Here is a 19,145-nt window from a genome sequence, read left to right on the forward strand (position 1 = left end):
GGAACTGTTGCAGGTCTTGTATGTTGGCCACCATGGATCGCATCGCCGGTCGCGCCGGTCCGCGGACGTCGTCACCCCGGGGTACCGGTCGCGCGATCGCGATGCCACCTGCATATCCACCTCGCGTGAAGGAGATCCGATGATCACCATCCTGGGAAGCGGTATCGCCGGAACCGCGCTGGCCGGCGCCCTGTCGAGGTCCGGGGGGCCGGTCACCGTCTACGAGCAACGCAACGGCGGGGGAGGCGGGGCGTTCCTGATCCTCGACGGCCGCGGCCATCGCAGTCTCGTATCCCTGGGTGTGCCGGAGGCGGACCTGCACGCGGCCTCGTATCCACTGAGCGAACTGCGCTACACCCCCGACGACGGCGTGACCCGGCGACGTCCCAGCGAGGGGCATCGGTTCTGGCTGCGCAGTGATCTGATCGCGGTGCTGAAACGGTTCGCGCTCGACGCGGGCGCCGAGATCAGTTACGGCAGCCCGATCGCCGAGGTCGCGGTCGACCCCGCGACCGGGCACACCACCCTGCGCATCGGTAGTCGCACCGTGACCGCGGGCGACCTGGTCATCGGCGCCGACGGTATCGACTCGGTCGCGCGGGCGGGTACCGAACCCGGCCGGATCCCGGAATACGCCGGGGACATCGTGATCTACGGGATGACCACGACACCGGTGGAATGTCCCACCGACCCCTTCGTCCTGCATTTCCATGCCGAGTCGGCCGCCGGTGCCCGCCCGGCCACCACTTTCGGGCATATCTGGCGGCCCGGCGCCGCGGCGGCACTCTGGTTCCTGCGAATCGAGCGCGAGCCGCTGCCGGTCGCCGAAACCGGAATCGTCCCGGCCGGCCGGTGGGCGGCCACGGTGGCCGAGGCGGCGCCCGCTTCGATCCGCGCCACGACCGAACTGCTCGTGGCGGCCACCGAACAGGTCCACGTATCCAACGCACGCAATGTCGCGCTCGCGACGGCGGCGGCACCCGTCGCTCCGGTGATCCTGGTCGGCGACGCGGATCACGCCATCACACCGGCGGCGGGGGTGGGAGCGCGGGAAGGTATCGAGGATATCGAAGCGGTCCACCACGCGATCGTCTCGGGCGGATCCCCGGCCGAGGCCATGATCGCCCGCCGCCGGGCGATCACCGACGAACGTGAGCGGGTCGCCCGCCGGATGCGGGGGTGACCGGCGCCGTCGGATCACCGGGCCGAGAGGATTCTCATACCGGTGGTGGGCCCCTGCGCCGTTACGCTGGGCGGGTGGCCCACCGACGTGAGGGGATCCCATGGCCAAGGAATTCTCGCAGCTGGACGGCCCCCTGCGACAGTTCATCGAGGCGCAGGCGATGTTCTTCGTCGCCACGGCACCGTCCGACGGCGGGCGCGTGAACCTGTCGCCCAAGGGGTATCAGGACACGTTCGCAGTGCTGGACGAGCACACTGTCGCGTACCTCGATCTGTTCGGCAGCGGAGTGGAGACGATCTCTCATCTGCGCGACAACGGCCGGATCACGATCATGTTCTGCTCGTTCACCCGCAACTCGCGGATACTGAGACTGTTCGGTACGGGGCGGGTGGTACGTCCCGATGACTCCGAATTCGATTCCCTCCGTGAATGTTTCGGTACCGATCATCCCGGAGTTCGGGCGGCGGTGGTGATCGAGGTGGACCGGATCGCGGACTCGTGCGGATACGCCGTCCCCTACTACGAATTCGTCGGTGAACGACCGGTGCTGGACACGCACCATGCCCGGCAGCCCGATGAGAAGTTCGCGCGCCGGATCGCGGGGGACAACGGGCAGAGTATCGACGGTCTCCCGGCGCTGGACCCCGATCACCCACTGCCGAACCACATCACGCGTTGAATTGTTCGCCGTATGTTCCACCCGCACTCGGATCGAGGGCCGGTCGCCGCCCTGTCGTATCCCCGGATCGGCGTTTCTACGCCGGGTCGGCGCTCTTCGGCATACCCTGAGGCGATGCGTCCACGGCTCCGTCGGTTCTGTGTAGTCTCGCTCGCGGTTCTCGTTTCGACCGTGCTGTTCTGTTCGCATTCCGCCGCCGCCCCGCAACCCACCGCCGGGCTACCACGATTGGACGGCGGGTTCCTATGGGGTGTGGCATCGTCCGGCTTCCAGGCCGAAGGCCATGCGCCCGACAGCAACTGGACTCGGTATATCGCGGCGAATCCCGCCTACGACCGCCTCGGGAACTCGGTGGATTTCTACGACCGCTACGAATCCGATATCCGCCTCGCCGCGGATCTGGGCGTCGGCGTGTTCCGGATCGGGGTCGAATGGGCACGCCTGCAGCCGGCGCCGGGCGTCTGGGACGAGCAGGCCTTCCGCTTCTACGACTCGGTGATCGCGAGCATCGTCCGGGCCGGTATGCGACCGATGATCACCCTCGACCACTGGGTGTATCCCGGTTGGATCGCCGACCGGGGCGGCTGGCGCAGCCCGACCATCGTCGAGGATTGGCTGGCGAATATGCGTGCCGTCGTCGACCGATACGCCGTCCACGACCCGCTGTGGGTCACCGTGAACGAACCCGTCGCCTACATCGTCCACGAGACCGGCCGCGGCAACGCCGATGCCGGCCAGATGCTGGACCGGATCGCGCAGGCGCACAACAGTATCTACGATCATATCCACCGCGTCCGGCCGAACGCGCAGGTGACCAGCAATGTCGGCTACGTCGCCGGCGCGGAGGACCGGATCAACGGCGCGCTAGTGGACCGGATCGCCGCCCGCCTCGACTATGTCGGCATCGACTACTACTGGGCCTACGATCCGGCCCGGACGATCATCGAATACCTCGGTGGCGCGGTGGGATCGGCGGTCCCGCCCGGTCCGCCGATCTGGGATCTCCCGATCCGCCCGGAAGGAATCTACTTCGCCCTCCGGCACTATGCCGACCGCTTCCCGGGCAAGCCCCTCTACATCGTCGAAAACGGAATGGCCACCGACAACGGACATCCACGCGCCGACGGGTTCACCCGCAGTGCCCATCTGCAGGACACCGTCTACTGGATCCAGCGTGCCCGGGCCGACGGTATGAACGTGATGGGCTACAACTACTGGAGTCTCACCGACAACTACGAATGGGGCAGCTTCCGGCCTCGGTTCGGCCTCTACACCGTCGATACCACCACCGACCCGAGCCTCACCCGCCGCCCGACCGACGCCGTCGGCACGTACAGCAGGACCATCGCGGAAGGTGGCGTGCCCGGCGACTATCGACCCACCCGCGGCACGGCACTCTGCGTTCTCGTCGACCCCCCGGCCAGCTGCCTACGCCCCGTCGGCGCACCCTGACGGCACCGGGCCGCCCGCCATCCGAAGTCCGGATTCGGGTAAGTCGCCGAGTATCCGCTCGACGGTGGCGTTCCGGTCCCGGTGTGGTCGACGCGAATTTCGGTGACGAAGGGCAGCGGTTGCCAACCGTGGTACCAGGAGCGCATTTCCGGTTCGCCGAATTCGGCGGCGTGCGGCCGTTGGGTGTGCCGCATGAGGGTTTGTTCGAAGGTCGGGTCCCAGGCGCGCAGAAGAAGGCGCGCCGTGCTCGGGTGGGGAGTGTTCCGAACATGGATCCGTCGAGGTCGGCGTCGAGGATGCCTTTGCTCGGGTGGCAATGCCCTCGGCTAATCCGTAATCGATACACCGGTGCGCCGCACCTGGGCCAGCGCGGCGGCCGAGTCTCTACTGCGCGCCGCCGCCCCGGGTATGACGGGCACCGTCCGGAGCGGCGGCCGGTCCGCCGGCGCACGGTAGCCGGCGAGCGTCGCGGTCCCCCATACACGGGGGTCCGCCTGCGCACTGCCGAACGGCGACCAGGCCAGCCGGGTCTGCCCCGTCTTGTCATCGGTATCGGAGTTGTAGACCATGATGTTCATCGCGAATCCGGCCGGGTCCACGGCTGCCGGTAGCTCCCGGAACGGGATCCTCACCTCGACGCTGTAACCCCGATACGGTTCGGTGACCGCCGCGGCCACCCGGATCCCCGGTGCCGTCTCGGGCACCGGGCCTTGATGATTGTCGGCGTCCCGCCCGGCCGACGGGCCACAACCGCCGCTCGTATACGGCAGGATGCCGATCTTGAGAGTGGTCGAGGTGTCCTCGGAATCGCCGCGCGGATCGATCGCGATCTCGACCGAGTCGGTGCGCCAGTGCCGTTTGACGTCGTCGCAGGCCAGGGTGGCACCGGTCCGGTGGTCGGTCACCTCGATCAGCACATACAGTTCTTCGCCGTACCTGGACACCTTCGCCTGCGCGGTGCACCGGCTGTCGCCCTGCCAGACCGCGAGCGGCAGTACCGGCCCCGGGTACTCGCCGGGTCCTTCGGCACCGTCGAGCGTGGGCGCGACGGCGACAGCGGGGATCGTGGTCGTCGGGTTCGCCGGGTAATCCGGCTGGACTCGGTTGGCCAGCCACGGCAACCCGATTCGGTCGGCCCAGGTACCGAATTCGGCGTACAACGGCGCCAGTCCGCGCTGCCGGCGCACATCCGCTTCGGTGAACCGACCCCGTTCGGCCAGCACGGTGAACCAATCCGAGTCGAGCTGTTGTGGATCCGACGGCACCTGCGCGGGCATCGCGGCGAAACCCTGGGTCCGGTACATCCGGGCCGCGTCGCGCTCGACCTGCGCCCAGGTCGTGCCGTGTTCGCGTGAGTGGGTACCGGACCATACTCCGATGACCGGCAACCCGGTGGCGGGATCGGTGCGTCGGACTTCGGCCGGGTCGCGGCCGAGCAACGACCCGAAGCCGTGGTTCTGCGCGAGCAGAAGGTCCGGACACCACGGCATCAGTCCCTCGGCGGTGATCTGCTCCGGAAACGCCAGCGGATCGGCCGCCGACCGGAAGGCCTCGATTCCGAGACGCGCCGAAAGCTGGTGGCCGCCGTGCTGATCGAACGGCCGGGGATCCATGACCACGATCGTGTGCGGGGTGATCTGGCGGACCAGTCGCACCAAGCGCCCCAACGTATCCTGTTCGCCCCAGATACGCGCGGTCAAGGGTGCGGACAGCGTGTACCAGAAGTCCGGTTTGTCGAGGTAGTAGACATTCTCGATGCCGACCAGGCCGGTCGCCCGCCGCTCCTCGGCCTCCCGGATCAGTCCGAGCTCCGGGCCTTCCTCGCGTCCGTCCGCGTTGCCACCGCCCTCACCGCGGGTAATGGTGACGACGCTGGTGCTCCAGCCGAGGTTTTCCCGCCATTGCCCGAAAGTCGACAGATTGAACGACTCGTCGTCCGGATGTGCCCCGATGAACAGCACATCGGTGTGCGCCCGCCGCCGGGTCACCGCTGCCACGCGCCTGTTGCCGTCCCGGCCGACGCCGTCCGCGGAGCCGTCCGCGACCAGCCATGCCGCGCTCAGCGCCGAGGCGAGGACAACACGCCTGCGCAACCGGCCCTCGCCGCCACTCGCCGTCACCATCCCACTTCCCCAGTCGATACACCCTGCGCCACCGGTCGTTTCGCCGTCGAATCACAGCACACAGTCGGGCGTATTTCCAGCGGGGGTCATACGCACCCGCTGTCGATATCGGAGCGGGTGGAGATCGTCGATGCTCTTGTTCCCGGCGCGGCTGTCGGTTCGATTCGCGCATCTCTCGGGTCCCGGTCGGTCACCGGTGGCCGGTGAGCGGCCGCGTCCACGGCACGGGACGGGGCGCTGGTCGGTGATGTGGTCGAATTCGATCAGCGGGTAACCGGCCGCGCCGGATACATTTTCACCCCGGAGTGGTGGTTGTCGGTGTGCCCGGCCGGCCGCGTCTGTTCTCGGGTTCGGTACGGCGCCGGGGTGCGCCGCTCAGCGTGCGTTCCGCACCGCGGAAAGGTAGCGGGGTCGTTTCCAGTGCTGGTCGAGCTCCTCGGGTAGCTCCGGCAGCACCACGCCGTAAGCAGTCGCCAGATCGGCGGGCGCGGCAGCGTGCACCGACCATCCGTGACTCCGCAGCCACTCTTCCGGGTCGGCTCGCTCATCGGAATAGAACAATTCGGCCGGGTCGATATCGCCGAACGGATTCTTGTCGAAATACTTCGTTTCGAGCTTCGCGAAACCGCTGTTCGCCGCACTGTCCGGGGCGCTCTCCACCGCGATCCGGCTGCCGGACGGGCTCAACCGGCCGATATGGTCGAACAGTGCGTCCTGCGCCGCCCCGGGGAGGTACGGCAGGAGCCCTTCGGCCGACCATGCCGTAGCCGCGGCCGGGTCCGCACCGGCCGCCGACAGCGCGGCCGGCCAGTCGGAACGCAAGTCCACGGCCACTGTGCGGCGATCGGCACCCGGTACCGCACCGTGTTCGGCCAGCACACGATCCTTGAACTCGAGCACCTCGGGTCTGTCGATCTCGAAGACGGTGGTTCCCGCGGGCCACTCCAGCCGGTACGCCCGCGCATCCAGCCCGGCGGCCAGTATCACCACCTGGGCGATCCCGTCCCCGGTGGCCGCCCGGAAGAAGTCATCGAAGAATTTGGTCCGCAGCCCCATGAAGCCGGGTACGAGTGAAGCGCCGGCGAGCGTCGGCGGATCCGCCAATATATCCAGAAAGTGCGGTTCACCGGCAGCTCGGACGAACATTTCCGCGTACTCGTCGCGGATGAGCGGATCCGGTGCGGCAGTTTCCAGCGCCCGGAAGGTCGCCACTCCCAATGCGGTGAGCCCGACACCGGTCACGATATCCCATGCGTCGCCTTCGGTTCGCACAACAGAAACCTCCCGATCGAATCGGTGGATATGAAAAGAAACCGCTCGTGGAAATCGGGCACACATCTACCTGCCGCATCGCCGAAAGCACCGCGAGCGGAACCGTGAAATACACCGGCAATTCTACGTCGGGTTACCGGGCTCCCGCTGCGCCTGTCCGGACACATCCAGGCCGAATCGGTCCGAGCCACAGCAGCCTTCTCCCGGGCCGGCCGTCGGCGGAGCTGAGCCGCCCATGGCCCGATTCGAGCCGCCGGCGGCGCGGGTAGATCGTCCATCGGGCGCGGTGCTACTGCGGTCGCGTGACATCAGGGTGCTACGTCCGCGCGAGGATCAGTTGATCCAGCCGGGGTGCTCATGCGCCCTGCCGTATCGACAGGTACCGCTGGATCGGGGCCGGCCTGCGATCGGAAACGGTGCGCGGGCCAGGGGCTCCACCAGTTGGCGTGGCCCATCATTTTCACCGAGGCGGGGACCAGGGGCACGCGCACGAGCGTGGCATCGATGCGGAACGGGATACGCTGGCTACGCCGCTGGGACGGTTCCGGCGGCCGAAGTATCTCCAGGGGGAATCACATGCCGATATCGTCCTGGGTGCCGCGGGGCGCGCGTGCCGAGTCCGGGCCGGAAGTCGTGCCGACGATCCGAATGCGTACAACGATCGCGACGATCGCCGGCGCGGCCCTACTGCTCAGCGGATGTCAGAGCGACGCCGGGACCGGGGCGTCACCGGTTACAGCGGCGGTCGACGCCTGCTCGGCGGCGCCGGCGGAAAGCGGCGAAGAACAGTTCGGCGACGGTGCGCTCGCCGAGGGCGCGCGTATGGCCGAGGCCATGGTCCTACCGACCGAGGTCGATCCGTCCTATATCCATCACAGCAGCTCGGGCGTATTGACCGGTGCGATGCTGATGGTGACGGCCGGACACAACAACGAAGTCGCCGACGCGGCCGAGGATCATGGGTTGCTCGCCGGGTTCGTCACCACCCGGTTCGCCGGTGACGCGCGATCACGCGACAGCCGCTGGTTCATCCACGCTCTCCTGCGGTTCCCGGACGGCGCGAGTGCCTGTGCCGCGGCGACGGAGCTCGCGGCGGCCGCGGAAGGATCACGGGGAATGTGGGACACCGCCGATCGGGAACCCGCCACCCTGCCCGGCGAGCCCGACAGCCACTTCAGCCTGCGTGACCAGAATGGGCGGTTCGAGGGCCTGGCGGTTACCGCCCACCGTGACTACGTCGTCTATACCGAGGTCCGGGCCCCCGACCGGGTAGAGGTCGAGCGCCTGACCGCCCGGACGCTGGAACTGCAACGGCCATTGCTCGACGGGTTCGTTCCGACCGCGGTGCCCGAGCTGGCGCGGCTTCCCTACGATCCGGACGGGGTATCGGCCCTATCGGTCGGGGCGAACGCGACCGGGCCCGGTGCCTACGGTCCGCGCGGCGCTGTTCTGTTCGCCGAAGACCAGGTCACAGCCTCACGGCTCTATTCCGAGGTGGGAGTCTCGGGGATGGCGAACAAAGGAACCACTGTCTACCGCACCGCCGACCCCGCGGGCGCTACGCGGCTTCGCGAGTTCCTCACGGATGCGATCGCCGCCGCCCACGACAAGACCCCAGCCGTGACGCCGGCCGATCTGTCCGATGTCTCGTGTCTTTCCGACAACAGGGACCACCCGAACGCCTGGACCTGCCTCGTATCGTCCGGTCGCTATGTGGCCGAGGCGTGGGGACGTAGCTCGGAGGAAACCCATCGACTCGCCCGCGACCAGTACGCGGTCCTCACTTCCGCCGGGTAGCGATATTCGTGACCGCGAGCAGCCTGGGCGAACAGCACGGAAGAACTCGTCCCGGCCACCGGCCGCTCCTGCGAGCAGACGGGTTCCGGCGCAGCACACGGGCTGCGGCAGATCCACCGGACGGAGCGATTCGGTCCAGCGGCATCATCCGGTAGCAGTCGGCGAAGTTCCCCGTGCGGTCTCGTCGAAGACGCGGATATGGTCGCGGTGCGCGCCGACCCCGTCGGCCTCCGGATGAGCACGGACTTCACTCGAAAACGATGACCTGACGTCCCACGACCTCGCCACGACCCAGGGCCTGCAGGTTCTCGTCGACATCTTCGAGATCGACCTCGGTGACATGGTGCTTCACCAGACCGGCCTCGGCGAGGGACAGCACAGCGGCGAGGTCCAGCTGGTTGCCCCGGATAGAGCCGAGATACGACTGCTCGGTCCCTGCGAACGGGAACTGACGGTGCCGGCCGCGCTGGCTCATGAGCCCCACCGAGGCCAGCGCCACCAAATCATTCTTGCGGCCAGGGAACCGTGTGCTGGACCGCGCCATGGTTTCCGTCGCGGGATCCGGAGTCGGATGATCGCGAATTCGGACGTCGGTCGGGTTGCTGCCTCTCGTTGTCCGGTAACGGATTTCGACACCACTCGGGCGGCGGTGTCGGTATCGGACAAGTCACGCGCAGTGGGCGGCTGTGCCGGTGTGCGGTCAGCGAAGGCTTCCTCGCCGGGCGGTAGGAGTCGGTGCCGGTCGGCTGAGGAGTCGGCTCGTTACAGTGTCATCGTGTTCGACAACAACTCACGCCTCGAGCGCAAGATCGATCGTCTCGAGCGCAAACTCGATCTGATCCTGCGGCACCTGCAGATCGAAGACCCGGATCCCATCGACTTCACCGAAATCGATGATCTGCTGCGACGGAACAAGAAGGTCCAGGCCGTCAGGCGTTTCCGGAAGCTCGACCCCGCCGCCGGTTTGCGGGAAGCCGTGGATGCGGTCGAAGCCCGCGAGAAAACCCTCTGAGGCCGCGAAAGGGGGCAATATCCAGGCGGCCCGATCCGGGTGTGGATGTCAGGACCGTGCCGGCCGGGTTTCGCGAATGGCCGAGAGCCTCCCGGCGGCGCTAATCGCGCCAGACGGGTGGGCGTTTCGCGAGGAAGGCCGCCATCCCTTCGCGGGCGCCGGGAAGTTGAGCGGCGGCGGCCATGACTTCGAGGGCGAGAGCGTAGGCATCTGCTTCGGGGCGGTCGAGTTGGCCGTAGAGAGTGCGTTTGCCGAGTGCCTTGCTGGCCCGGCTGCCGCGGGTGGCGCGGGCGAGTAACTCGGCCACGGCAGTGTCGAGCTCGGCGTCCGGCACCGCTCGGTTGATCAGGCCCCACTGTTCGGCGGTGCGGGCATCGATCGGGTCGCCGGTGAGGGCCAGTTCCATCAGGCGTTTACGGCCGACTGCGCGGGCCACGGGAACCGCGGGGGTGTGACAGAACCAGCCACCTTTGCCGCCGGGAAGCGCGAAACCGGCCGATTCGGCGGCGACGGCCAGATCGCATGAGGCCACCAACTGGCAGCCGGCGGCCGTGGCCAGACCGTGCACCCGGGCGATCACCACCTGGGGCACCGACTCGATGGCCGACATGAGTTCGGTGCACAGGGTGAGCAGTTCCCGCACGCCGAGCAGGTCGCGCGCGGCGACGTCGGCGAAATCATGTCCGGCGGAGAACACCGGGCCGTGCGCCCCGAGAACTATCCCGGTGGCGTCGGTCTCGCCGGCGGTCCGGAACGCGGCCAGCAGTTCGGCCAGACACTCGCCCGACAGAGCGTTGCGCCGCTCCGGCCGGTTCATGGTGATGCGCACTGTGTCGATATCCCGCGCGACCAGCAAATGCTGATACCTCGAGGCGGTCATATATCCACCGTAGATCTCTTCGGGCAACGACACCTCTGATCCGGAACACCCGCCCGGCTGAGAGCGTGTCCTACGTGGGTGTAATTCGCCGTCCGGCACGATCCGATCTGTGGTCGACGCGCTTGCTCGGAGACCGGTGTCGGATGCGTTGACGGACATTGTGAAACCGTTCCTATCCGAGTTCACGCGCAGGCGGCAGGGGTGAGGGGACCGGGCGAGTCCGGCCCGGCCGAGCTGATGGAGTGTCACCCGAACCGGCTGAGGCCAGATCACGGCGGGTCGCCGACTGGGTGGCTCTCGTACCTTTGCGGACGGTGTTCGAGCCATCCAGCCGGTAGCAGAGTCATCCGTATTCAGCCGGGTTCCAGGTACGGGTCGGCTTGTTGGTGAAGATGAACCGCAATGCCTTGATCATGATGTCACCTCCTTCCTGGGGCTCGGTCGGGCGCGGACAGGGCTTGTGGGGTACGCCGCAGGGTGAACGGCCGGGGGATCGCGGCATTGGTCACGATCGGGCGGGTATCACCGCCGCCGATGACGCGCAGCGAGGCGTTCTCGACGAGGGCGGTGGCTGTATCGGTGACCAGATCGTGCGCGACCGCGGCGCCGGCGCAGGTGAAGGGGCCGGAACTGAAGGGCACGAATGGGCCGTGTTCGCTCGGTCGAATCCAGCGGTCGGGTTGGAACGTCCCTGGTCTGGTCCAGCGTTTGTCGTCGTGATGAAGGAGGTAGGGGCTGACGGACAGCGGGTCTCCGGTCCGGAAGGCGATTCCCCCGAACTCGGCGGAACAGGGGACGGGACGGCTGACCATCCAGGAGACCGGCCGGTGCCGCAGAGCTTCACGTACCACCCGGTCGACGGGCCAAGGCCAAGGTGAGCCGGGAGAGCAGAGACTGCCCAGCAGCACCGCCCACGCGAGCGAGTAGCCCAGCGGTCCCACAATGGACCGGAACATCAACCCGTACAGCTGGGCCACCGTTGTATCCGCGAGGTCGTCGGGACAGGCGCCGATCACGGCATCGAGCAGATCCCGTGGTTGGGCTTCCGCAATGCGGCCGGTAGCGCTACGCCGATCCCGGATCTGCTCGTTCAGCGCGGTGGACAGCTCGGCGCGCAGTAGCTGCGCCCGCGCCCGCTCCGCCATCCGGGCCGGGCGCAGCGCGCCCACGCGTGCATTTCGCTCCAGTAACTTCCGCAGCTCGGGAGAACCATCGGGGTGTAGCAACACGTCCGCGGTGCACCGATACACCAGCTCGACCCCTGCTGCGGGCCAACGGGTGACCGAGGGCATTTCGGTCACCGCCGCCGCCAGTGACTCGCGATACTCGGGCGTATATCTCCGCAGAATCGCGCGCACCGCGCGGCCGAAATCGACCTGAGCGGACCGCGAAGGCAGCATAGAACCGAAGAACTCGGACTTCCCCGCATTGAAAGCGCGGTCACTCAATACTGTCAGCGCCAGATCCGTATCGCCGACACACCACCCGCCCCATGGCAGCCCGAACACCTCCACCGGGCTGGTCCGGCGCAGATTCTCGAGGAAACCCAACGGATCACGCCGGAACCGGCGCATCTCTGCAAAACCCATCGGACGGTCCTCTCATGGAGAGGGGGAGAGATTCATCAGATGTTCTCGAGCGGATTCATCCACCGGCTGTGCGTACAAACGCAGACCAAGCATAGTCTCGAGCAATTTCAGAAGCGAGGTCGTGGAAGTCGACCATGAAACGAGTGCCCTGACCCCGCCGAGGCCTGTCGACACTGGGACGGCAGGGACAGAGGTGCACGATCATCCGCGACCGCCGGCAGCCGGTCAACGAGGTCTAAACTCCGCAAACCCGATCCGCCTCGGCGCAGGTTTCCGTTGCCAGGCGCGCGTACATGAACATGTCCCGTCGGCGATCGCCGACCTTCTGCCACGATCTGAGGAGCCCTTCGCATTCGAAACCGGCTCTCTCCGCAGTGCGGATCGAAGCGCGGTTCCAAGGTTCCACATAGAGCTGGAGCCGTGGGATACGCAGCTCTTCCAGCGCCCAAGTGGCCATCGCCGCCAGCGCATGCGCGGCGACGCCATGGCCACGGGCCGAGCGGACCACCCAGTAACCGAGGGATGCCCGGCCTTCGTCGATATCCTTCAACCACAAGCCGATACTTCCCACCGGTGTGTTGTCCCGTCGCCGGACGATCACCATCGGATAACCGGTTCGATCGGTCGTCAGTTGCCACTGGCGTTCGACAAACCGCGTCGCGGCCGTGCGCGAGAAGTCCGCCGACACCGTGTTCAGCGGAATCAGGTCATCGGCAGAGGCTTCCCTGACGAGTTCGAGGTCTGCCGCAGACAACGACCACGGGCGAAACTCCAAGTCTGCGGTGGCTCTCGGACGCGGTATCTGCAGAGCATCGTCCATGGGCAGCCTCCCCACAATATGCACAGGATATCGGCCCCGTGACACCATTACCAGGCGCTACTTCGATCCGGGCGACTCATATCGGCTGTTGTATCGATGGGGTCGAGTCCGATGCATCCGGTGCGGATGCTGTGGTTCGGCTATCGGGGCCGACGCATCCGGCTCCAGCGGTCGTCGACAAAGCGCAGGCGCAGAACGCCGCGCCGCTTCGTGTGGGTTACTGTCCGACCGGTCCGGCCCTGTCCAGGTCGGCGGGGGTTTCGTGTCCAGTGTGTACCGACTCGCCCACCGTATTCGGATCAGTCCTGGCGCACTGTCGGCACACCGGCCGTTGTGTCAGCGCCACCACCGAGACGATGGCCGGGCCCGGGGCCTGTAACAAATCCGTGTACTCCACCGTTACGCCATCGCCCCGGTACAGAGCCGGGATCACCAGCACAGGAGGCGCCAGAGATGTCATACGCGAAACTCAAATACGACGGCAACTCGTACAGCCTGGACTCGCGAAAGGTCGCTGTATTCCTCGATGACCTTCGGGAAGCGGCGCTGTCCGATAAGCCCAAGCTCCTCGATGTACCGGTCGCGCCGGGGAAGGGCACCCTGTTCATCGCAGTGGGTCAGCACACCCCGGTTGCTGTGCTGCAGAGCGAATCAGCGGACAAGGACGAAGACGAGGACCGGCGCCGGGCCGTGACCGTCCTCTGATCGAGACGCAGCACGGCCCCTGTGCTGCGAGCACGGGGCCATGTCTCTCACGGTATTGCGCCGGGAGCGAGGAAGACTCGCGATCGGCACAGCCCGGCCTTCCCGCATCGTGTGTCCCTGAACGATGAGGGTATCGGTATCGGTCGCGTGCAACGCCGGGGCGCCCACCAGCCTTCGATCCCGAGCCGAGCAAACGTAATTCGGTTATGAGCTTCCCCTCCGAAAACCGTAGGTGGTGCCTCCCGCTCGTCCCGGCTCGACCCTCACGACCGGATGCGCAGCGGGCGGCGACGCCGGAGTCGGGCCGGTCAAAGGCTGCAGCGGGTATCGATCGGCGGGGTTTCGAGGTCGAGGAGATACGTGTCGACCACGTCGTCGACGCACTCGCTGCCGCCGAGTAGGTAGGCGCCGTGCTGTTTGCCGTCGACGCTGAGCAGACGTGCCCCGAGGGCTTTCGCCATCGCGATGCCGCCCTCGTGCGGTGTCACGGGATCACCGGTGGTCGATACGACGAGTGTCTCGGGGAGGCCTTCTACATCGGTGAGCCAGGGCTCGTCGCGCGTGGGCGGCGCGGGCCACGCCTCGCATTCGCTGTGGTAGTTCCCCGCGGTGAAGACGTCGAGGTCGAACATGGGCGCGACCTGCCCGATCTCGCGGGCGAGCGCGGTGTGTTGCGCGGGTGTCGGGCGGGGCGAGTCCATGCAGCGCACAGCGATATTCGTATCGAAGTCCAATCCGTAGGCGCCGTCCGCGGTGCGGGCGTAGACGGTGTCGCGCAGGGCGAGCATCTCGTCGGCGTTCCCTGCCGCGAGCGCAGTCAGGGCGGAGATGACTGCGGGCCACTTCGCCTCCGCGTACAGGCCGCCGCTGATGCCGAGGTAGACATCCCAGATGCTGACGGCCCGGCCGCCGGTGGCCGGCATCGGCGTGTCGATGAGCGGCCGCACGATCTCGTGCAGGCGATCGTTCGCGGCCGCGGGATCGACGCCGAGTACGCAGTCGGGCGATTCGGCGCAGAGCGCGGCGAGGTCGTCGAACCGGGCCTGCAGGCCTCTGAATGAGGAGAGGCGGAACTCGCTCGCCGTCAGATCGGGCGCGACGGCCCCGTCGAGTACTATCGCGCGGACCTTCTCGGGATAGGTCGCGGCGTACATGGCGCCGAGCTCGGAGCCGTAGCTGTAGCCGAGGTAGGTCAGCCGGTCGTCACCGAGGATTGCTCGCATGATGTCCATATCGCGCACAACGTTCGCCGACCCGGCGTTCACAAGGTCCGCGACACCGCCGGAGCCGTCGGTGCACCGCTCTGCGAGCTCGACTGCTTGCCCGGTGCTGGTGATGTCGTACACCGCGCCGAACCGCGGCACGTCGCCCGCGTCGTACTCCGCGTCGGTGTAGCAGTCGAGGGCCGGGGTCGACGACCCGATCCCGCGCGGATCGAAGCCGACGATGTCGAAGCGCTCGGCGACGGGACTCGCCTGCCACAGTGACACGGTCGACGCCACCAAGTCGGTACCGGAGCCGCCGGGGCCTCCCGGGTTGATCAGCAACGAGCTCTCGGCCTCGCCCGTGGCGGGGAGGCGAAGCAGCGCGATATGCGCCCGCCGGCCCTCCGGCTCGTCGTAGTCGAGCGGTACCTCGGCCGAGGCACATTCGAGCGCGGGGTTCGCGAACAGTTCGGCGTCCGCCGCGCTCGTCGCGGTGTCCGCGCACCCGCCCCAGTCGAGTTCCTGCCCGAGGTATGCGCCCAGGTCCGCATCCGCGCCGGAATCCGGTGGGGGAGCGGCGGGTGCGCAGCCGGCGAGTAGGAGCACGGCGGCCGCGGCGAGCCCGGTCGCGAGGCGCCGGGATCGATGACGTGATGCCGCCGGGAAACCTGGGCGCGCCAGTGCTCGGGCGTCCCCGGTGCGGGATCGAGACGTCGCCGGCTGCCGTCCGCGCCGATCAGGTGAATCCGCCGCATGCCGTATCTGCTCGCGGCGAGCTCGATGCTGTCCGGTCCGAGCGGGGTCGGGACGGGAAGGAACACCGCGACGAAGATTTTCTAGCATGCGCATGCCAAATAAAATAGCATGCGCATGCCAGAACGGCTAAGGTGAGATACATGCCCAAGAGAGTCGACCCGGATACCCGCCGGGAGCAGGTCGCCGACGCCGTGATCGACGAGATCGCCGCGCATGGGCTCCGCTCGGTGACCCTCGCCCGGATCTCCGCCCGCACCGGCTTGGCCATCGGGAGCATCCGGCACTACTTCGGCGACACCGTCCGCGAGGTCATGCGCTTCACGCTGGCCGTCCTCATGCAGCGCGCCATGCGCCGCGCCACCACGATGTCCGACGACCCGGCGACACGGATCGCGGATGTGATCACCTTCGCCGCACCGACCAGCGAGCAGGAACGCCGGGAGAACATCGCCTTGGTCGAATACCGTGTCATGGCGCGCACGGACCCGGAGTTCGCGGCCGATATCGCGGCGACGTCTCTCGCGGGTGCGGAAGTGATCCGCTCGCTGCTGCGCGATGCCCTGGCCGATCGTGCCATCGACGAGGAGGCGCTGCATCGCGAGGCGCTCCTGCTGTTCGCCCTGATCGAGGGCTTCTCGTTCAGTTCGGCGCTGTTCTCCGCCCCGTTGCACGAAACGGACGTCCGTGCCGTTGTCACGTCGACCGTACAACGTCTGCGCGCCGCCTATCCGCCTTCCGGACAAGCCCGTACAGCAGAGTCTTCGGGTGCGAGAACAGAGGGCCCGAACTGAACGGCTACAGGACTTTCACGGCGGCATCGATGGATCTCCACACCAGGTCTATCTCGGCTTCGGTGACGCCGCGCAGGGTCGGACTCTGTAACGCCAGGCCGTTGGCGAAGTTGATCGCATTGGAGCCGGTGAAGCCGAGTCCGATGATCCCGTTGCCTGCCAGTGCCTCGAGGGCCGGGCCGACGGCTTCGCCGAAAACCGCCTCGGTTCGGTCGACGATGACGTTTCTGTTGCGCGCGATCGTGCCGAGGACCGTGAAGTAGTCGTGCCGGTTCGCCGGCCGGGAGCCGATCGCGGCGACCACGTGTGGCATGTCCACGGTGAAGTGAGCGTTGTATCCGGCCATCGTGACCTGTCCGAGCGGCCGGTCGCAATCGTGGGCGAGCGCGAAGTGACGCGCCCATCGCGATTCGACGGGGCCGCCGCCGAACTCCCCGTGCAGGTTCCCGAGGAACCGGCTCATCACCCCGATGCTGAGCCGATGGGCGTAGTCGGGGTCGTCGAACTCCGACTCACGGCGCTGTAGTGGCAGCACCGCTACCTGTTCGAGGGCGTCGAGGCCGATCGCGAACGTCGCGCGCCGATCCTGCTTCCGGGCAAGTATTTCGGTGATCGTTTTCAGGCGGACGGCGGTGGCTTCCAGCCGTGGCAGGGACGGGCCGCTCGGCAGGGTGTCGAGGTCGGACAGGTCGACGATCTCGGATATCTCGGCGGCGTCGAGCGGTTCGCCGCAGGCGGTGGTCACCGAGGCCGCGGGGGCGCCGGTTGCCGGCTGTGCCTGCGCGGCTACGGCGACGACAGTCATGCACGAGAGAAGGATGCCGCGAACGAAAGTACTGCGCATGAACCGGATCGTAGATTTATTCGGTGATCGGTATGGTGCCACCACAAAACGCTGGGTGGATTCCAGCCGATCTCGCCGATCCGCTGTGCGTCCCGACACAACTGTCGGCAGGCGGGTCGTCGTGACAACCGATCGATCGGAAGCCGACGGCATGATCGTCGCCGCGGCCGTCCGGCGTGGCTGCGGCGATAGGCGGAAAAGCCTGCCGCCGAGTTGGTTACGCCGGACAGATGACAAGGGCGATAGCGCCGTATCGATCGGTATACCCGTATCCGGCGATCCGGGCGGCAGCCGCCGCACGCGGCGACAGCAGGGCCCCGGCCAGTTGTTCGCCCACCGGCCGGTGCTGGTCGCGCCGCGGGCCGATGGCGCCGGGGGAGGTGCGAGTTTTCGGTCCGCTCATCCGGAATTACCGATCTCGTGGTGACAGGGCGAACCGGACCGGTGTGCGGTGACGGGTCAGGAAGCCGGTTCGCCCGGGTGGGCGCCGATGCCGGGCTCGGCATGGTCGGCCGGCGGTGCGCCGGAGACAGTCGGCTCGGGCGGGGGCGCCGGCGCGGGACGTTTCGTCAGATCCACCGCCGCCGGCGCCGGGGGTGCCGGAAAGAGCCCGAAATTGCCCGAATCGATCGCCTCGGTGCTGCTGCTCCCGGTGGCCAGAAGGGTCCGGAGATCTTCGGGCACCAGCGGTTCGTCGCCGAGTAGATGCCGGGTGAGCAGTGTCTGCGGGTTCAGGGTGCGCAGGCGCCGGAGTTCGGCCAGCGGAGCGCGCAATTCGGCGAGTGGGGCACGGAGGTCGTCGAACTCGGCACCGAAATCCTGTTTCAGGTCCGCTGTCGCGCCGGTCGCGTAGTCACGTGCCCGGCGCAGTGCCCGGGCCGTCCACTGCGCGGCACCGGGCAGACGTTCCGGGCCGAGGATAACGAGCGCGGCGACGAGAAGTACCAGGATCTCGCCCCATCCGATGCTGCTGAACACCAGGGGAGCGTATCGCCGGCAAAACTCGGCAATTACGAAGTACCGGAAGTTTGTTCAGTGTCACAGCAGAGTGGCGGGTGCTGATCGTGCCTCAGCGTGAGGGTGGGAAAACGTGCTGCTCGGAACCGCTTTGGATAATCGAACAGTCACCTGATCGGGATAGGCTGGAGTTGCTCACAGAATCGTTGGCAGCGGTGGCCGGCGCACCGATTCGTGCCGTTGACTCGGAAGCGAGACTGCCGCAGTACACGCACGACGGAGGGTCGGAGATGCTCGGCGCCATTCGGCACGTAAGGAATCGACGGTGTCGCCGCCGTCGATCGGTTCGGAAATTTCGGGGGAACGGTGAATCCAGCGAAATGACAGGTCGGTTTATATATCATCACAAACTATCTCGACGTCGAGAATGCTCACGATACGATCTCGACGTCTTATCGGATAGCCGCGCGAAAGGTTGAGTGATTTATGCGTGCTATGGCAAAAGTGGGTGCGGCCGGAGTGGTATTCGGTGGCCTGGTATTCGGTGCGGTACCGGCGCAGGCGGCTCCGGGTATTGCACTCGAGCCCGCGGCACCCGTCGCGGAGCCGGCGGTGGTCGCCGATCCGCTGTCTTCGCTGAGTGCCACGGGGTCCGGCGCGGTCAGCGCCGGGTCGTCGGTGCTGTCCTGTATCGCGTCGACCATTTCGGCCGGTCCCTGGTGTCTGCCGGGCTAGAATTCGCGCGGCTGTCGGTTCGGGCGCAGTAATTCGGGCCGATATCAACCGCTTTCATCGCACGGCGGCGGCTCGGGAGTGATCCCGGACCGCCGCCGCTCTCGTTGTTGTGAACTTGCCACAGCGGTTCGGTCGCTCAGTGAGCAATTCTCCGATCGTGCCTCGGAAGCGCCTGTGATGCAATGCCGTACAGGTAATGTATCCGCCGGGCACCGGAACACGCGGCGGGTGCCTTTTCTCGCTCGGCGGTTTCGAAATAATGGAACAGGCACCGATCGGGCCGCCGAGCGAGATATCCGCGACCATTCCGAATGGTCCAGATCCCCGGATCGAGAGTTTGCCGAA

At 67.2% G+C, this 19,145-nt stretch carries 18 protein-coding genes; 8 read left to right on the forward strand and 10 right to left on the reverse strand.

The window, feature by feature from the left end:
* Nucleotides 1-139: 139 nt before the first annotated feature.
* The 3 genes from ACWEWT_RS02605 (at nucleotide 140) to ACWEWT_RS02615 (ending at nucleotide 3,314) form a co-directional block, all read left to right on the forward strand.
* Nucleotides 140-1,183, forward strand: a complete 1,044-nt coding sequence (locus ACWEWT_RS02605; RefSeq protein ID WP_452555429.1) for an FAD-dependent oxidoreductase — start codon at nucleotides 140-142, stop codon at nucleotides 1,181-1,183.
* Between the two features lie 100 nt (nucleotides 1,184-1,283).
* Nucleotides 1,284-1,862 (forward strand): pyridoxamine 5'-phosphate oxidase family protein, encoded by a 579-nt coding sequence (locus tag ACWEWT_RS02610; protein ID WP_452555431.1) that lies wholly within the window; start codon nucleotides 1,284-1,286, stop codon nucleotides 1,860-1,862.
* A gap of 114 nt (nucleotides 1,863-1,976) precedes the next feature.
* Entirely contained in the window at nucleotides 1,977-3,314 is a 1,338-nt protein-coding gene (locus tag ACWEWT_RS02615; RefSeq protein ID WP_452555433.1) for a family 1 glycosylhydrolase, read from the forward strand.
* Nucleotides 3,315-3,640: 326 nt separating this feature from the next.
* On the opposite strand, the gene ACWEWT_RS02620 is transcribed toward ACWEWT_RS02615, so the two are convergent.
* Complete coding sequence (locus ACWEWT_RS02620; protein ID WP_452555435.1) at nucleotides 3,641-5,437, reverse strand: sugar-binding protein; 1,797 nt, start codon at nucleotides 5,435-5,437, stop codon at nucleotides 3,641-3,643.
* Between the two features lie 375 nt (nucleotides 5,438-5,812).
* Entirely contained in the window at nucleotides 5,813-6,709 is an 897-nt protein-coding gene (locus ACWEWT_RS02625) for an SAM-dependent methyltransferase (protein ID WP_452555437.1), read from the reverse strand.
* Nucleotides 6,710-7,357: 648 nt separating this feature from the next.
* On the opposite strand from ACWEWT_RS02625, the gene ACWEWT_RS02630 reads away from it, so the two are divergent.
* On the forward strand, nucleotides 7,358-8,506 hold the full coding sequence (locus ACWEWT_RS02630; RefSeq protein ID WP_452555439.1) for a DUF7373 family lipoprotein: 1,149 nt from the start codon (nucleotides 7,358-7,360) through the stop codon (nucleotides 8,504-8,506).
* 247 nt (nucleotides 8,507-8,753) lie between these two features.
* Here the strand turns inward: ACWEWT_RS02630 and ACWEWT_RS02635 are convergent, their stop codons facing one another.
* Entirely contained in the window at nucleotides 8,754-9,005 is a 252-nt protein-coding gene (locus ACWEWT_RS02635; RefSeq protein ID WP_452555441.1) for an alcohol dehydrogenase, read from the reverse strand.
* A 276-nt stretch (nucleotides 9,006-9,281) separates the two neighbouring features.
* Here ACWEWT_RS02635 and ACWEWT_RS02640 point away from each other — a divergent pair, with 276 nt between their 5' ends.
* Nucleotides 9,282-9,518 (forward strand): hypothetical protein, encoded by a 237-nt coding sequence (locus ACWEWT_RS02640; protein WP_452555443.1) that lies wholly within the window; start codon nucleotides 9,282-9,284, stop codon nucleotides 9,516-9,518.
* A gap of 100 nt (nucleotides 9,519-9,618) precedes the next feature.
* On the opposite strand, the gene ACWEWT_RS02645 is transcribed toward ACWEWT_RS02640, so the two are convergent.
* The 3 genes from ACWEWT_RS02645 to ACWEWT_RS02655 all read right to left on the reverse strand — a co-directional run bounded on the left by ACWEWT_RS02645 (nucleotide 9,619) and on the right by ACWEWT_RS02655 (nucleotide 12,807).
* Nucleotides 9,619-10,398: an enoyl-CoA hydratase-related protein gene (locus tag ACWEWT_RS02645; protein WP_452555445.1), complete on the reverse strand. Its 780-nt coding sequence runs from the start codon at nucleotides 10,396-10,398 to the stop codon at nucleotides 9,619-9,621.
* Between the two features lie 419 nt (nucleotides 10,399-10,817).
* Nucleotides 10,818-11,987, reverse strand: coding sequence for a cytochrome P450 (locus tag ACWEWT_RS02650; RefSeq protein ID WP_452555447.1), 1,170 nt, complete (start codon nucleotides 11,985-11,987; stop codon nucleotides 10,818-10,820).
* 235 nt (nucleotides 11,988-12,222) lie between these two features.
* Nucleotides 12,223-12,807: a GNAT family N-acetyltransferase gene (locus tag ACWEWT_RS02655; RefSeq protein WP_452555449.1), complete on the reverse strand. Its 585-nt coding sequence runs from the start codon at nucleotides 12,805-12,807 to the stop codon at nucleotides 12,223-12,225.
* 453 nt (nucleotides 12,808-13,260) lie between these two features.
* Between ACWEWT_RS02655 and ACWEWT_RS02660 the strand changes: the two genes are divergently transcribed.
* On the forward strand, nucleotides 13,261-13,512 hold the full coding sequence (locus tag ACWEWT_RS02660) for a hypothetical protein (protein ID WP_452555451.1): 252 nt from the start codon (nucleotides 13,261-13,263) through the stop codon (nucleotides 13,510-13,512).
* Nucleotides 13,513-13,820: 308 nt separating this feature from the next.
* Here the strand turns inward: ACWEWT_RS02660 and ACWEWT_RS02665 are convergent, their stop codons facing one another.
* Nucleotides 13,821-15,323 carry an alpha/beta hydrolase gene (locus ACWEWT_RS02665; protein ID WP_452555453.1) on the reverse strand — a complete coding sequence of 501 codons (1,503 nt, stop codon included), beginning with the start codon at nucleotides 15,321-15,323 and terminating at the stop codon, nucleotides 13,821-13,823.
* Between the two features lie 290 nt (nucleotides 15,324-15,613).
* On the opposite strand from ACWEWT_RS02665, the gene ACWEWT_RS02670 reads away from it, so the two are divergent.
* Nucleotides 15,614-16,264, forward strand: a complete 651-nt coding sequence (locus ACWEWT_RS02670) for a TetR/AcrR family transcriptional regulator (protein WP_452555454.1) — start codon at nucleotides 15,614-15,616, stop codon at nucleotides 16,262-16,264.
* Between the two features lie 4 nt (nucleotides 16,265-16,268).
* On the opposite strand, the gene ACWEWT_RS02675 is transcribed toward ACWEWT_RS02670, so the two are convergent.
* The 3 genes from ACWEWT_RS02675 to tatB form a co-directional block, all read right to left on the reverse strand.
* The gene (locus tag ACWEWT_RS02675; RefSeq protein WP_452555455.1) at nucleotides 16,269-17,108 is read right to left on the reverse strand and encodes a DUF5995 family protein; all 840 of its coding nucleotides are present in this window, start codon (nucleotides 17,106-17,108) and stop codon (nucleotides 16,269-16,271) included.
* 217 nt (nucleotides 17,109-17,325) lie between these two features.
* Nucleotides 17,326-17,511 (reverse strand): hypothetical protein, encoded by a 186-nt coding sequence (locus ACWEWT_RS02680; protein WP_452555456.1) that lies wholly within the window; start codon nucleotides 17,509-17,511, stop codon nucleotides 17,326-17,328.
* Between the two features lie 56 nt (nucleotides 17,512-17,567).
* Nucleotides 17,568-18,086, reverse strand: coding sequence for a Sec-independent protein translocase protein TatB (gene tatB / locus ACWEWT_RS02685; RefSeq protein WP_452555458.1), 519 nt, complete (start codon nucleotides 18,084-18,086; stop codon nucleotides 17,568-17,570).
* Between the two features lie 465 nt (nucleotides 18,087-18,551).
* On the opposite strand from tatB, the gene ACWEWT_RS02690 reads away from it, so the two are divergent.
* Nucleotides 18,552-18,800, forward strand: a complete 249-nt coding sequence (locus ACWEWT_RS02690) for a hypothetical protein (protein ID WP_452555460.1) — start codon at nucleotides 18,552-18,554, stop codon at nucleotides 18,798-18,800.
* Nucleotides 18,801-19,145: the final 345 nt, after the last annotated feature.

The sequence above is a fragment of the Nocardia sp. NPDC003963 genome, assembly GCF_053605105.1.